Source organism: Mycobacterium simiae (genome assembly GCF_010727605.1).
GTDB classification, from domain to species: domain Bacteria; phylum Actinomycetota; class Actinomycetes; order Mycobacteriales; family Mycobacteriaceae; genus Mycobacterium; species Mycobacterium simiae.
On sequence record NZ_AP022568.1, the window covers coordinates 1,975,696 to 1,989,641 of the forward strand.

At 66.6% G+C, this 13,946-nt stretch carries 14 protein-coding genes; 5 read left to right on the plus strand and 9 right to left on the minus strand.

The features are described from left to right. Window positions 1-29: 29 nt before the first annotated feature. From G6N33_RS09220 to fgd, 3 genes are read right to left on the minus strand one after another with little or no spacing between them, the layout of a single operon-like run. Window positions 30-1,190, minus strand: a complete 1,161-nt coding sequence (locus tag G6N33_RS09220; RefSeq protein WP_044509609.1) for an acetate kinase — start codon at window positions 1,188-1,190, stop codon at window positions 30-32. Further along, the gene (pta, locus tag G6N33_RS09225) at window positions 1,183-3,288 is read right to left on the minus strand and encodes a phosphate acetyltransferase (RefSeq protein ID WP_044509608.1); all 2,106 of its coding nucleotides are present in this window, start codon (window positions 3,286-3,288) and stop codon (window positions 1,183-1,185) included. Before pta ends, G6N33_RS09220 begins: the two co-directional genes overlap by 8 nt. Further along, the gene (gene fgd, locus G6N33_RS27410; protein ID WP_044509607.1) at window positions 3,281-4,291 is read right to left on the minus strand and encodes a glucose-6-phosphate dehydrogenase (coenzyme-F420); all 1,011 of its coding nucleotides are present in this window, start codon (window positions 4,289-4,291) and stop codon (window positions 3,281-3,283) included. The genes pta and fgd overlap by 8 nt, the downstream gene beginning before the upstream one ends. A 105-nt stretch (window positions 4,292-4,396) precedes the next feature. Between fgd and G6N33_RS09235 the strand changes: the two genes are divergently transcribed. Continuing rightward, window positions 4,397-5,161, plus strand: coding sequence for an MBL fold metallo-hydrolase (locus G6N33_RS09235; RefSeq protein WP_101528420.1), 765 nt, complete (start codon window positions 4,397-4,399; stop codon window positions 5,159-5,161). Further along, window positions 5,158-5,493, plus strand: coding sequence for a YnfA family protein (locus tag G6N33_RS09240; protein WP_044509605.1), 336 nt, complete (start codon window positions 5,158-5,160; stop codon window positions 5,491-5,493). The genes G6N33_RS09235 and G6N33_RS09240 overlap by 4 nt, the downstream gene beginning before the upstream one ends. Here G6N33_RS09240 and G6N33_RS09245 read toward each other — a convergent pair. Genes G6N33_RS09245 through G6N33_RS09270 form a run of 6 tightly spaced genes read right to left on the minus strand, consistent with a single transcriptional unit; the run spans window position 5,468 to window position 10,814 of the window. Beyond that, window positions 5,468-6,823: an NtaA/DmoA family FMN-dependent monooxygenase gene (locus G6N33_RS09245; protein WP_101528421.1), complete on the minus strand. Its 1,356-nt coding sequence runs from the start codon at window positions 6,821-6,823 to the stop codon at window positions 5,468-5,470. The genes G6N33_RS09240 and G6N33_RS09245 overlap by 26 nt on opposite strands. Further along, window positions 6,820-7,938: an LLM class flavin-dependent oxidoreductase gene (locus G6N33_RS09250; RefSeq protein WP_044509604.1), complete on the minus strand. Its 1,119-nt coding sequence runs from the start codon at window positions 7,936-7,938 to the stop codon at window positions 6,820-6,822. Before G6N33_RS09250 ends, G6N33_RS09245 begins: the two co-directional genes overlap by 4 nt. Beyond that, window positions 7,935-9,032, minus strand: coding sequence for an LLM class flavin-dependent oxidoreductase (locus tag G6N33_RS09255; protein ID WP_044509603.1), 1,098 nt, complete (start codon window positions 9,030-9,032; stop codon window positions 7,935-7,937). Before G6N33_RS09255 ends, G6N33_RS09250 begins: the two co-directional genes overlap by 4 nt. Continuing rightward, window positions 9,029-9,508: a GNAT family N-acetyltransferase gene (locus tag G6N33_RS09260; RefSeq protein ID WP_231382542.1), complete on the minus strand. Its 480-nt coding sequence runs from the start codon at window positions 9,506-9,508 to the stop codon at window positions 9,029-9,031. Before G6N33_RS09260 ends, G6N33_RS09255 begins: the two co-directional genes overlap by 4 nt. A gap of 13 nt (window positions 9,509-9,521) precedes the next feature. After that, window positions 9,522-10,433: an SAM-dependent methyltransferase gene (locus tag G6N33_RS09265; protein ID WP_044509602.1), complete on the minus strand. Its 912-nt coding sequence runs from the start codon at window positions 10,431-10,433 to the stop codon at window positions 9,522-9,524. A gap of 6 nt (window positions 10,434-10,439) precedes the next feature. Then, the gene (locus G6N33_RS09270; protein WP_044509601.1) at window positions 10,440-10,814 is read right to left on the minus strand and encodes a DUF3054 domain-containing protein; all 375 of its coding nucleotides are present in this window, start codon (window positions 10,812-10,814) and stop codon (window positions 10,440-10,442) included. 136 nt (window positions 10,815-10,950) lie between these two features. Here G6N33_RS09270 and G6N33_RS09275 point away from each other — a divergent pair, with 136 nt between their 5' ends. Genes G6N33_RS09275 through G6N33_RS09285 form a run of 3 tightly spaced genes read left to right on the plus strand, consistent with a single transcriptional unit; the run spans window position 10,951 to window position 13,942 of the window. Beyond that, window positions 10,951-12,135: an acyl-CoA dehydrogenase gene (locus G6N33_RS09275; protein ID WP_044509600.1), complete on the plus strand. Its 1,185-nt coding sequence runs from the start codon at window positions 10,951-10,953 to the stop codon at window positions 12,133-12,135. A gap of 11 nt (window positions 12,136-12,146) precedes the next feature. Beyond that, the gene (locus tag G6N33_RS09280) at window positions 12,147-13,295 is read left to right on the plus strand and encodes an acyl-CoA dehydrogenase family protein (RefSeq protein ID WP_044509599.1); all 1,149 of its coding nucleotides are present in this window, start codon (window positions 12,147-12,149) and stop codon (window positions 13,293-13,295) included. Further along, on the plus strand, window positions 13,295-13,942 hold the full coding sequence (locus G6N33_RS09285) for a TetR/AcrR family transcriptional regulator (protein WP_044509598.1): 648 nt from the start codon (window positions 13,295-13,297) through the stop codon (window positions 13,940-13,942). Before G6N33_RS09280 ends, G6N33_RS09285 begins: the two co-directional genes overlap by 1 nt. Window positions 13,943-13,946: the final 4 nt, after the last annotated feature.

Sequence of the window (13,946 nt, forward strand, 5' to 3'; positions counted from 1 at the left end):
CAGCGGGCCGACTGGGCGGGGCTGCGGGGTTAGCCGGCCAGCAGGTTCGCGCAGTCGCGGGCGATGGCGAGTTCTTCGTTCGTCGGGACCATCAGCACGGCGATCGGCGAGTCGTCGGCAGAGATCCGCTGCGCGCGGCTGCCTGCCGACAGATTGCGGCCCTCGTCGAGGACGATGCCCAGCCGTTCCAGCCCGGCCATCGCGTCGCGCCGCACCGTCGCGTCGTTTTCACCGATCCCCCCGGTGAAGGTGATGACATCGGTACTGCCCAGCACCGCGAGGTAGGCCCCGATGTACTTGCGCAGCCGGTGAATGAACACGTCGTAAGCCAATTGTGCTGCGGCATCACTTGATTCGATCATGGCGCGCAACTTACGAAAGTCACGCTCACCGGCCAAGCCCCACACCCCCGAGCGATTGTTGAGCATCGACTCGATCGCATCGACATCCATGTGCGCGGTGCGCCACAGGTAGCTGATCACACCCGGGTCGATGTCGCCGCTGCGGGTGCCCATCACCAACCCCTCCAGCGGTGTCAGCCCCATCGACGTGTCCACCGGCCGGCCCCCGGCGATCGCCGAGGCCGAGGCGCCGTTACCCAGATGCAGGACAATCTGATTCAGCTCGTCCAACGGTTGATGCAGGAACGCGGCGGCCCGCGCGCTCACGTATTCGTGCGACGTGCCGTGAAACCCGTAACGGCGGATCTGATACCGCTCGGCCAGGTCCCGGTCCATCGCATAGGTCGCGGCAGCGGGCGGCAGGTGGTGGAAGTACGCCGTGTCGAACACGGCGACGTGGGCGACGTCCGGTAGCAGCTTGCGCGCTACCTTGATGCCCTGAATCGCGGGCGGATTGTGCAGCGGAGCGAGCTGTGAGAGCTTCTCGAGGTCGGCAATCCGCGCATCGTCGATGAGTGTCGGGCGATAGAACTCCTTGCCCCCGTGTACAACCCGGTGTCCGACGGCCAGCAGTGCGCCGGAACTCAAGTCGACCCCGGATTCGGCCATCTGCTCGAACGCCAGCCGCAATGCCTCCTCGTGGGAGGCCACCCGAGATGACGGTTCACCGATCTGCTGGATACCGCCACCCGCCTGCGCCACGCCGGACGCCGGCTCGACCAGCTGGTACTTCAACGATGATGACCCCGAATTGATCACCAGCACCGGACGATTGGCGCGCTCAGTCATCGCTGGCGCCCTGCGCCTGAATTGCGGTGATGGCAATCGTGTTGACGATGTCTTCGACCAGCGCACCGCGGGACAAATCGTTCACCGGTTTACGCAGGCCCTGCAACACCGGTCCGATCGCGATGGCCCCGGCACTGCGCTGCACCGCCTTGTACGTGTTGTTGCCCGTGTTGAGATCGGGAAAAATCAGCACCGTGGCGTGACCGGCTACCGGCGAGCCGCGCAGCTTGGTGGCGGCCACCGACGGTTCTATGGCGGCGTCATACTGGATCGGCCCCTCAACCAACAGCTGCGGCTGCCGCGCACGGACCAATTCCGTTGCCGTCCTGACCTTGTCGACGTCTGCCCCACTGCCCGAATCCCCGGTGGAATAGGACAGCATCGCCACCTTCGGCTCGATGCCGAACCGTGCGGCCGTGCGCGCCGAGCTGATCGCGATATCGGCGAGCTGTTCGGGTGTGGGGTCCGGGACGATCGCGCAGTCGCCGTAGGCGAGCACCCGGTCCGGCAGGCACATCAGGAAAATGCTGGATACCGTCGAGACGTCCGGGACGGTCCTGATGATCTCGAACGCTGGGCGCACCGTATGTGCCGTGGTGTGAGCGGCACCGGAGACCATGCCATCGACCATGCCGTTATAGACCAGCATGGTGCCGAAATATGAGACGTCATGCATGACCTCGAGGGCCCGCTCGATGGTGACGCCTTTGGCCTTGCGCAGCTCCGCGTATTGGCCGGCGAACTGATGGCACAGGTCCTCGTCGTACGGGTCGATGATCTTCGCATCGTGCAGGTCGACGCCGAGTTCGGCCGCACGCAACCGGATTCGGCCCTCATCGCCCAGGATCGTCAAGTCGGCGATGCGCCGTTTCAGCACCCGCCCGGCCGCTTTGAGGATCCGGTCGTCGTCGCCCTCGGGCAGCACGATGTGTCTGCGGTCGGCGCGGGCCTGCTGGGTTAGCCGATGCGTGAACATCTGCGGCGTGGTCACTGTCGGGATTGGAATGGCAAGCTGGGCAAGAAGATCGGCGATATCGACGTGACGCTCCAGCAATTCCACCGCGGTGTCGATCTTTCGCTGCGAGTTGGCCGTGACTCGCCCCCGCGCCAGGAAGGCGGCGCTGGCCGTGTCGTAAGTACCCAGCTCGTTTCCGATGATCGGCAGCCGCAGCCGCAGCCCGGCGACCAGCGCCGCGATCGAGGGATGCAGCTGAAATCCACCGTTGAGCACGATGCAGGACAGTGATGGAAACCCTTCGGCCGCATGGGCACTGGCTGCAGCAAGCACAACGTCGGAGCGGTCGCCAGGGGTGATCACCGCCATGCCGTCACGCAGCCGCTCCAGCACGTGGTCGGCCGTCATGCCGGCCACCAGCACGCCCATCACCTCACGGCCGCCCAATTCGGCGTCACCGCTGACTAACGTCCCGCGTACGGCCTGCCGCAGCTCCTCCACGGTCGGCGCGGAGAGCAGGGGTTCGTCCGGCAGCACATAGCTGGGTGGATCAAATCTCCCCAGCGCCTCCGCGACCATTCCGATCTCGGCAGGTTCGCACCGGCTGGCCACCACCGCAGCGGTGTGTGCGCGCTGCGCGGCCAGTTCGGCCAAGGACACCTCAACGACCGTCGCGATCTGCTCGACCGAGCGCCCTTTTGCGCGCACCGCCAGCAGCACGGGGGCACCGAGATTGACCGCGATGCGCGCATTGACCGAAAGTTCAGCGGGCGCAGTGACATCGGTGTAGTCGCTGCCGACAATCACCACGGCGTCGCAGGCCTGCGCCATGGCGTGATACGCATCGACGATGCTGGCGATCGCGGTATCGATGTCGGCGTGGATCTCCTGGTAGGCGACGCCGACGCACTGTTCGTACGACAGCCCCGCGGTGGTGCGGGTCAGCAGCAGCTCCAGGATGTAATCCCGCTCCTGCGGCGACCCACTGCCACCGGAGGCACGCGTAATCGGCCGGAACACACCAACTTTGGCGACCGTCGCGGTCAACCGATTCAGCAAACCCAACGCGATCGTCGATTTGCCGGTCTCCGGCTCGGGCGCCGCGATGTAGATCGCCGAAGCGGTCGGCGCGGTGTCAGGCAAGTCGCCGCAACCTGGGCGCCAGATCCCTTTCAAAGAGTTCGAGGAACCGGCGCTGATCGTGTCCGGGTGCGTGGAACACCAAGTGGTTGAGGCCCCATTGCACGTACTGTCCGACCTTTTCGACGGCCTCATCGGGGTCCGAGGCGACGATCCACCGCTTGGCGACCTGCTCGATCGGCAACTCGTCGGCGGCTTTCTCCATCTCCAGCGGGTCGTGGATGCTCGTCTTCTGTTCGGCCGTCAACGACAGCGGCGCCCAGAATCGGCAGTTCTCCAGGGCGAGGTCGGGATCGGTGTCGTAGGAGATCTTGATCTCGATCATCCGGTCGATGTCGTCGGGATTCTTACCCGCCGCCTGCGCGCCCTCCCTCATGGCGGGAATGAGCTTGTCTTTGTACAGTTCCTCGCCCTTACCGGAGGTACAGATGAAGCCGTCACCGGCGCGCCCGGCGTACTTGGCGACCTGCGGGCCGCCCGCCGCGATGTAAATGGGGATGCCACCCTCGGGCACGTCGTAGATGGAGGCGCCCTTGGTGTGGTAGTACTCGCCGTCGAAGTCGACCCGGTCACCCAGCCACAGCTCGCGCATCAGCCGCACCGATTCGCGGAGCCGGGCGTAACGCTCCTTGAACTCCGGCCATTCGCCCTCATATCCGGTGGCAATCTCGTTGAGCGATTCGCCGGTGCCGACACCGAGGAAGATCCGGTCCGGGTAGAGACAGCCCATGGTGGCAAACGCCTGGGCAATGACGGCAGGGTTGTAGCGGAACGTCGGGGTGAGCACCGACGTCCCCAGCTGCAGTCGTTTGGTGCGCTCGCCGACAGCGGTCATCCACGCCAGCGAGAACGGGGCGTGCCCGCCCTCGTGCCGCCACGGCTGGAAATGATCGCTGACCGTGGCGCTGTCCATGCCGTGTGCTTCGGCGGCCACCGCCAGTTCGACGAGCTCGCGCGGAGCAAATTGTTCAGCGGACGCCTTGTATCCAAGCTTCAGTTCGGCCACTGTTTCTTTCTACTCCATATGTTGTCAGCTGCGACTCGCGACGTCCGCGTCGCAACGCGCCACGCCCGGCTTTGCCGCGGCCGCGGTCGCCTTAGACTCGCGCGCATGGGACCGGCACCCAAACTCGTCCAAGTAACCGATACCGTGCATCTCGTCCAGGGTGAAGCCGTCAATTGGACGCTGGTGACCGACGACAGTGGCGTGCTACTGATCGACGCCGGCTACCCCGGTGACCGCGAAGCCGTGCTGTCCTCGCTGAATCAGCTCGGTTACGGCGCCGGCGAGGTGCGCGCCATCCTGTTGACGCACGCCCACATCGACCACCTCGGAACGGCCATCTGGTTTGCCGGCCAGCACGGCACGCCGGTCTACTGCCACGCCGACGAAGTCGGGCACGCCAAACGCGAATACCTCGAGCAGGTGTCGGTCCCCGATCTGGCGCTACGCATGTGGCGGCCGCGGTGGGCGGTGTGGATCGCGCACGTGGTGCGTAGCGGCGGCCTTGTTCGCGACGGAATCCCGACGACCAAGCCGTTGACGTCCGAAATCGCCGCGACCCTGCCGGGACATCCGCGACCCGTGTTCAGCCCCGGCCACACCCACGGTCATTGCTCGTATCTGGTCGACGGCGTGTTGGTCAGCGGCGATGCGTTAATCACCGGACATCCGCTGATCCGTCACGACGGCCCGCAGCTGCTGCCGGCGATTTTCAGTTACAGCCAGCAGGACTGCATTCGCACGTTGTCAGCGCTGGCACTGTTGGAAACCGAGGTGCTGGCGCCCGGCCATGGCCCGCTGTGGCGCGGACCAATCCGCGAAGCCACCGATGCGGCACTGAAAAAGGCCTTCCGAGAAAAGGGCGTGCGGTGACGGTTGCCAAATCGGTTTCACTGTTCGTGTTGGCGGCGCTGTTCGAGATCGGCGGCGCCTGGCTGGTGTGGCAGGGCATCCGCGAGCACCGCGGCTGGATCTGGGCGGGCTGGGGCATGATCGCCCTCGGCGGCTACGGCTTCGTCGCCACCTTGCAGCCCGACTCCCATTTCGGTCGGGTTCTGGCCGCGTACGGCGGCATCTTCGTGGCCGGCTCCCTGTTGTGGGGCATGGCTTTTGACGGGTTCCGCCCCGACCGCTGGGATATCGCCGGAGCATTGGTCTGCCTGATCGGCGTGGCGGTGATCATGTACGCGCCGCGATCTCGCTGAGCCCCAGGTGATCTCGCAGCGTCTCGCCGCCGTACTCACTGCGGTAGGCCCCGCGTTCCTGCAGTAGTGGCACCACGCGGTCGACGAACTCGTCGAGTCCGTGCGGTGTCAGATGCGGCACCAGGATGAACCCGTCGCAGGCGTCGGCCTGGATGTAGTCGTCGATCTCGTCGGCGATTCGACTCGCCGTGCCGACGAACTGCTCGCGGCTGGTGACGGCGATGATCAGCTCGCGGATCGAGAGGTTCTCCGCCTCGGCGCGCTCGCGCCAGCGGCTGGCGACCGCGACGGGGTCGACGTGGCGCACCCGGCCCTGAGTGATGTCGCTGTCGACGACCGGATCAAACTCGGGCAGCGGACCGTCCGGGTCGAGGTCGGCGAGCTCACGTCCCCACACCTGCTCGAGCATCGCAATCGCCGTGGCGCCGCTGACCTGCTGGTGGCGAATGTGGCGCGCCTTGTCCTGCGCCTCGGCGTCGGAATCGCCCAGCACGAAGGTCGCGGCTGGAAAAACCTTGAGCTGGCTTGGGTCTCGGCCAGCTGCTGCGGCCCGACCCTTGACGTCGGCGTAGTAGCGCTGGCCGTCGGACAGCGAGCCGTGCAAAGTGAACAGCGCGTCGGCGTACCTCGCGCCGAACGCGCGGCCCTCGTCGGAGTCGCCGGCCTGTAGCAGGACCGGGTGCCCCTGCGGGCCGGCCGGCAGGGTCGCGAACCCTCGCACGTCGAACTGCGGTCCCTGATGTTCGACCGCGCGGATACCGGACGGGTCGACGAAGGTTCCGCCGGCGACATCGGCCAGCACCGCACCGGGCTGCCAGCTGTCCCAGAATTCGCGGGCGACGGTGACGAATTCCTCGGCGCGACGATATCGGTCGGCGTGACTCAGGAAACCGCCGCGACGGAAGTTCGCGCCGGTGAAGGCGTCCGAGGAAGTGACGATGTTCCAGCCCGACCGGCCACCGGACAGGTGGTCGAGGGTGGCGAATTGCCTTGCCACCTCGAATGGTTCGTTGAAGGTGGTATTGATCGTTCCGGTCAGTCCGATCCGGTCGGTGACCCCGGCCAGCGCCGCCAAGACGGTGAACGTGTCCGGCCGGCCCACGACGTCCAGATCGTAGATGCGCCCGCGATGCTCGCGCAGCCGCAGCCCCTCGGCCAAAAAGAAGAAGTCGAACAATCCGCGTTCGGCGGTACGGGCGAGATGGACGAAGGAGTCGAATTCGATCTGGCTGCCCGCGCTGGGATCGGTCCACACCGTCGTGTTGTTGACGCCCGGAAAGTGGGCGGCCAAATGAATCGGCTTGCGCTGCAGACCTTCTCGGATGTTCACCCGGTCAACCCCCACTCCCGCGCGATCAACTCGTGCGAGCGCAGCCGGTCCTGGTGACGATGGGTTACCGAGGTGATGACCAACTCGTCGGCCCCGGTGACCCGCTGCAACGCCTGCAAACGTTCGGCGACCTCGCCCGCGTTGCCCACGAATTGCGTTGCGACCCGGTCTTTTACCAAGTCCAGCTGGTCTTCGGTCAGCGGCGGGCAATCTTCTGGCTTCGGGTAGGGCATGGCGCCGACACCCGTTCGGATCGAATAGACCCAGTGACCGTACCCGGCGGCCAGCTGTTTGGCGGTGGCGGTGTCGTCGGCGACCACGATATCCGCCGACACCACCACGTAGGGCCGCTGCAGCGCCGCCGACGGCACGAACGTGTCGCGGTAGGCCTCGATCGCTTCCAGGGCGGTCGCCGGCGTGATGTGGTAGCTCGCGACGAACGGTAACCCCCGCGCCCCGGCCACGCGTGCGCTTTGGCCGCGGGTGCTGCCAAAGACCCAGGGCCGCAATCCGCTTCCTTCCCCCGGCACCGCATGCACGTCGCAATTGCCCGCGCGGTACGTACCGTCGAGCAGCGCCAGGATGTCGTCGACCTGCTCGGCGAAGTCCGGCGACACCGCCTCCGGTTGCTGCAGCAGTCCCATGGTGGCTTGTACCTGCTCGAGGTCGAGCCGCCCGCGCAGATCGAACGGGGTTGGGATGACGACGCCGTCCACCTCGTGCCACACCCGCGGCGGCCGGGGTTCCCTCGGCTTCTTCGGCTTGTGTTGTTCGGCGTGGCGCTGCCCCGACCGCCCCACTCCCAGATCGATGCGCCCGGGATAGAAGGCCTCGAGCATTCCGAAGCTCTCGACGACCGCGATGGCGGTGGTGTAACCCAGTTGCACGGCCGCGGCACCGACCTGAATGGTGTTGGTAGCGGACGCGATCTGGCCGATCAACACCGCCGGCGCGGCGCTGGCGACGGCCACGAAGTGATGCTCGGCGACCCAGTAACGTCGAAAGCCCCACGCCTCGGCGCGTTGAGCGAGCTCGATGGTGTTGCGCAACGCCGTCGCGGCGTCGCTGCCCGCGCTGATCGGCGCGAGGTCCAGGACCGACAGCGGCGCGTTCATCGGTTCACCACCGCATAGCGGTTGGGCGCCACCGGTAAGCCGAGCCGAGAGCGCAGCGTCTCGCCTTCCTGGTAGGCGGTGCGGAAGCGGCCGGCCCGCTGCAACAGCGGTACCACCTTGTCGACGATCACCGGCAGATCGATGGCGTTGACGGCCGGCCGCAGCCGGGCGCCGTGAATGCCGAGGCGCTGCCAGCCCACCAGCAGGTCCACCAGATCCGATGGTGTTCCGGTGAAATTCAGCGCGTCGGAGCGGGGGTCGCCGTCGCCGCCGAACGACACGACCACGTCGGCGAAGACCTTCAGCCCGGATCCACCCGCGGCCACCACCTCGCCGAGAATACCGCGCAGTGAGCTGTCATCCTTCGGCGTGATGAAGACGAGATCGGCACTGGCCGCGGCGAATTCGTAGACCGGGCCGAGGTGGGCCAGGGCGGCCACCACCGGCTGGCCTTGCGGCGGACGGGGTGTGATCGACGGGCCTTTCACCGAGAAGAACTTGCCGACGAAGTCGACGTAGTGCAGTTTGTCGACATCGACGTAGCGGCCGGTGGCCACGTCGCGGATGATCGCGTCGTCCTCCCAGCTGTCCCACAATCGGCGCACCACCTCGACGTAATCCACGGCCTCCGCGAACAGGTCGACCCCGGCGACGTCGCGCCGACCGAACAGCGCGGCCTCGTGCGCGGTCGAGCTGACTCTCGGCTGCCAACCCGCCCGACCGTGTGAGACATAGTCCAGTGTGGCAATTGCTTTGGAGACGTGGAACGGCTCGGTATGGGTCACCGTCGCCACCGGCATCAGACCGATGTGTCGGGTCACGGGGGCGATGCGGGCCGCGACCAACGCCGCGTCGCCGCGGCCGGCCAGCCGCCTGGGGTCGATCTGCTCACGACGCCCCGGCTGGGGCATCAGGCTGTCGTCGATGGTGAGGAAGTCGAGCAGCCCGCGCTCGGCGGTCGCCGCAAGGCCGGCCCAGTAGCCGCCGCTGAGCACCGGCGGCGTGTCGGGTTGGGCCGCCAGGGTTGCCCGCCAGGCCTGCGGGTCCCACCCGTACCCGTCTAGCGCGACGGCCAAGTGCAACGCCGCGGTCATGCGAGGCGCTTTTCGAATGCGATCGGCAAGATCGGGGCTTCGGAGGGTAGCGGTTCATCCAGCCGGGTGTAGCCGGTGGCCGCGTACAGCTCCTCGGCCTCGGGCTGGCGGTCACCGGTCACCAAGTAGATCTTCGTGTAACCGCGCGCGGCGATTTCGGCTTCGAGCTCCGCCAGCAAGGCCATCGCATAGCCGCGGCGGCGATGTTGGCGGTCGGTCCAGACGCGTTTGAGTTCCGCCGTTTCGGTGTCGAGTCGGCGAAAGCCGCCGCCGGTGACCGGCCGTCCGTCCAGCAGACCTATCAACATTCCCCCGTCCGGTGGTGCGAATTCGTCGGCGGCGTTGTCCTTCAGCCAGGCCAACACCTCTGGCGCGGCGCGCTCGTACCGCTGTGCGTACTCCTGCGCCAGCTCCGTGAGCAGCGGTTGCGCCAGCGCGTCGTCCAACGTCGCCGGCACGAAGTGGAGCGGACTCACCTTCACCTCACCTCTAACACCTATCGAGCGAATGCATTCCAACCCCGTGCGGCGCGGCCGATCGCGTCGCCGTGACGTAACGGGGCGCAATCGCATCCCCGACGTCGGAGCCAGTCCACCGCGCGCCCATTCCGATCATGGCGAACAGATCGGCGATGTCCCGGTCGTCGGTCTGCCAGCCTTGTTCGCCCAAATACTGCGGCACAGGGTGGAATTCATCGCGAAACGTCAGTCCGACCAGGCCCGCGTCCAAACCGAGCCGATCCCACGCAGCCCAGCCGGGTAAGTGATCAGCGGCGAACCGGCTGCCCACCGCGCTGGCCGCGGTGACGTCGTTGAGCAACCGGTTCTGCGCGTCGGCAGACAGCAATCCGCCGAGCAAGGTTTCCGCGATCCACGCCGTGGGCTGCCTCACGTCGTATCCGACCCGGCGCAGGGCCGTCGACCAATCTGCCCGCAGATCGACCCCCACCGCGCGGCGGTGTGCATTGAGGTCGGCGCGCAGGTGCTGCAGCACGGCGGTCTTGAAGTCGATGACGTCGGGCTGGTCGAGTTCGTACACCGTCGTCCCCGGCGGCCACCACAACCGGTAGGGCCGGGTGTCCAGCCCGGAGGCCAGGATCACCACCTGGCGGATGCCGGCGCGCCCGGCGGCGGCGAGGAACTCGTCGAAGAACCGGGTTTGCACGCCAAGCAGGGTGATCAGATCGCTCGTGACGGCATCGTGGGCGCCATCGTCGGCGTATCGCCGGTCGTCGACCATCCGGGCCAACGACGGCACACCCGCGGCGCGCACCAACGCCTCGGCGAGGGGGTCGTTGATCAGACCCGCGCTGGTCGCCAGGGCCCGCATGGCCGCGCCGAATGTCGCGGTCAGCCCCACACCGTTATCGGGGCCCCAGGTGTCGTCGGCTGTTCGGGCCATCCGGCCTCAGACGTCGTCGGAGCGGCGCTGCTGGCTCAGCCCGACGCCGGCTCGCCAACCCAACAAGAACACGGCCGTCACGGTCGCGGCGACCACGACGAAACTCGTGGCCACACCCGCGCCGCTGGCTTTGCGCAACAGCATGCCGATCACCAGGGTGCACAGCCAGATCACCACCCCGCCGGGGATCAGCGCGGTCGGCCGTCGCCAGGCCCGCGCTGCCAGCCACCCGACGATGGTGCCGGTGAGAAACGGCCAGGCCGTCGTGGCGATGCCGGTGATGTTGAGGCCTTCGTCGTGACTGCGCCGTCCCGCGGCGCAGAACAGCAAGACACAGAACACATCCGTGAAGAAGTAGCCCAGCCACCCCAGCCGCTGCATGCAGCGAGACTACCGGGCGGCCGAATTCTTGACCCCCACCGCGGGGTGAACCTAGATTCGTCCCGAATGAATCCCCGTTCACGAACAGCTCGCCCCGCGGACAACAGCGGCGGCCCAACGATGGCAGGCTGAGGTGATGAGCTCCCAGAAAGCGCCCGCGTTCAACCGAGACGACCCGCTTGGCCTCGACGCGTCGCTGGCCGGCGACGAGATCGCGGTGCGCGACACCGTCAGAAAATTCTGCGCCGAACACGTCGTGCCCTACGTCGCGGAGTGGTTCGAGATCGGCGACCTGCCGGTCCGCCAACTCGCCAAGCAATTCGGTGAGCTCGGGCTGCTCGGCATGCACTTGCACGGCTACGGCTGTGGCGGCGCGTCGGCGGTGCACTACGGCCTGGCATGTACCGAACTCGAGGCCGCCGACTCCGGGATTCGGTCGATGGTCTCGGTGCAGGGATCGCTCGCGATGTTCGCAATCTGGAACTTCGGCTCCGAGGAACAAAAGCAGCAGTGGCTGCCCGGGATGGCCACCGGCGAGCTGCTCGGCTGCTTCGGGCTCACCGAGCCGGACGTCGGGTCCGATCCCGCCGCGATGAAGACCCACGCCCGACGCGACGGGGCGGACTGGGTGCTCAACGGCCGCAAGCTGTGGATCACCAACGGTTCGGTCGCCGACGTGGCGGTGGTGTGGGCCAACACCGACGACGGCATTCGAGGTTTCGTCGTTCCCACCCGCACCCCGGGCTTCACCGCCAACACGATTCATCACAAGTTGTCGCTGCGGGCGTCGATCACCAGCGAGTTGGTGCTCGACGATGTGCGGCTACCCGCCGACGCCCTGCTGCCCGAGGCGACGGGCCTGCGCGGACCGTTGTCGTGTCTGTCCGAGGCCCGCTACGGCATCATCTGGGGGTCGATGGGCGCGGCACGCACGGCGTGGCAGGCCGCGCTCGACTACGCGACCCAACGCACGCAATTCGGCCGTCCGATCGCCGGCTTTCAGTTGACCCAAGCCAAATTGGTCGACATGGCCGTCGAACTGCACAAGGGACAGCTACTTTCGCTGCATCTCGGCCGGCTCAAGGACACCGTCGGGCTGCGCCCCGAGCAGGTCAGCTTCGGCAAACTCAATAACACCCGCGAGGCGATCAAGATTTGCCGTACAGCTCGAACCATCCTGGGCGGCAATGGTATATCGCTGGAATACCCGGTCATCCGGCACATGGTGAACCTGGAATCGGTGCTGACCTATGAGGGCACCCCGGAAATGCACCAGCTGGTGCTCGGCCAGGCTTTCACCGGTAGCGACGCCTTCCGCTGACAGGAGAGCCGATGGCCACCCGCCTGGAATACACCTCCGAACATCAGCAGTTTCGGGAGCTGGTCCGCGATTTCGTGCAGCACCGCGTGGCCCCCGCACACGAAACCTGGGAACGCAACGGCCAGTGGGACCGCTCGCTGTTCGTCGAGGCAGGAAAGCTTGGGCTGCTTGGCTTTTCGGTCCCCGAACAGTTCGGCGGGGCGGGAGTCAACGACTTCCGATACAACGCGATCGTGATCGACGAATTGCAGCGGGCCGGCGCGGCGGCGGAGGCGATCTCGTTCACGCTGCAAAACGACATCGTGCTGCCTTACCTCACCGATCTGACCACACCCGACCAGCAGCAACGCTGGCTGCCCGGCGTGGTGACCGGTGAAACGGTGCTCGCGGTCGCGATGACCGAGCCCGGGACGGGTAGCGACCTGGCCGGAATCCGCACCGCCGCGGTGCGCGACGGTGACTGCTACGTCGTCAACGGCGCCAAGACGTTCATCTCCAACGGACAAAGCGGGGACCTGTTCGTCGTCGCGGTGCGCACGTCGCCGGATCGGCACAAGGGACTCTCGCTGCTCGTGGTCGACGCCGACACCCCCGGCTTCGAGCGCGGCCGCAACCTGGAGAAGATCGGGTTACATGCCCAGGACACCAGCGAACTCACCTTCACCGACATGCGGGTGCCGGTGCAGAATCTGCTCGGCGAGGAGGGCAGCGGCTTTTATCAGCTGGTCGCAAACCTGCCCCAGGAACGGCTGGCGCTCGGAGTGGGAGCGGTGGCCGCCGCCGAAGCCGTGCTGGCCGAGACGCTCGAGTATGTCCGCGCCCGCAAGGCTTTCGGGTCACCGATCGCCAGTTTCCAGCACAACCAGTTCGTGCTGGCCGAGCTGGCCACCGAGCTCGACATCGCCCGCACCTTCCTCGACGACTGCCTCGCGCAGCATCTGGTCGGCGAACTCACCGCGGCGCGGGCGGCCCGGCTGAAATGGTGGACGACCGACCTGCAGGTCCGCACCGCCGACCGCTGCCTGCAGCTGCACGGCGGATACGGCTACATGCGGGAGTACAGCGTCTCGCGTGCCTTCGTCGATGCCCGCATCCAGACGATTTACGGCGGTACCAACGAGATCATGAAGACGATCATCGCCAAGGATCTGGGTATCTGATGACGGCCGACGTCAGCGATTTCGGCTCCCTGCCCGTTGAGGAGGCGGTGCGTGCGGCCCGGGCCAGCTCGCGGCGCCGCCAGGTGCTCGACGCCGCGGTTGCCGTGATGGGCAAGACCGGTTTCCACCAGATGTCCATGCAGGACCTGGCCGCCCAGGCCAAGGTCAGCGTCGGCTTGATCTACAAGTACTTTGGTGGCAAGGAGGATCTGCTACTGGCGACGATCGTGCGGATCTTGGATGTGTTTCGCGATCAGCTGACGCCGGTGATGGACGCCGCCGGCGCGGACCCGATCGAGCGGTTGGCCGCGGGCATCCGGCGCTACATCGAGATCGTCGACGAAAACCTCGACGGCGTAGTGCTCACCTATCGGGAAACCCGCACCCTGGGCCCGGCCGAACGCACGCAACTCAAGGAACTCGAAATAGCCAGCGCCGCACCGCTTCGTGCGACGATCGAGGCGGGCATCGACGCCGGGGTGTTCCGCGCCGTCGATGTCGATTTGACTGTGTATGACATCATGCTGATCGCCCACGGCTGGGCGCTCAAACACTGGCACTTCGGTCCCAACTACACCGTCGAGGAATACATTCGGCTGCAGACCCGCCACGTGCTCAACGCGTTGGTCGTCGCCCCAGCTCACTGAAGGA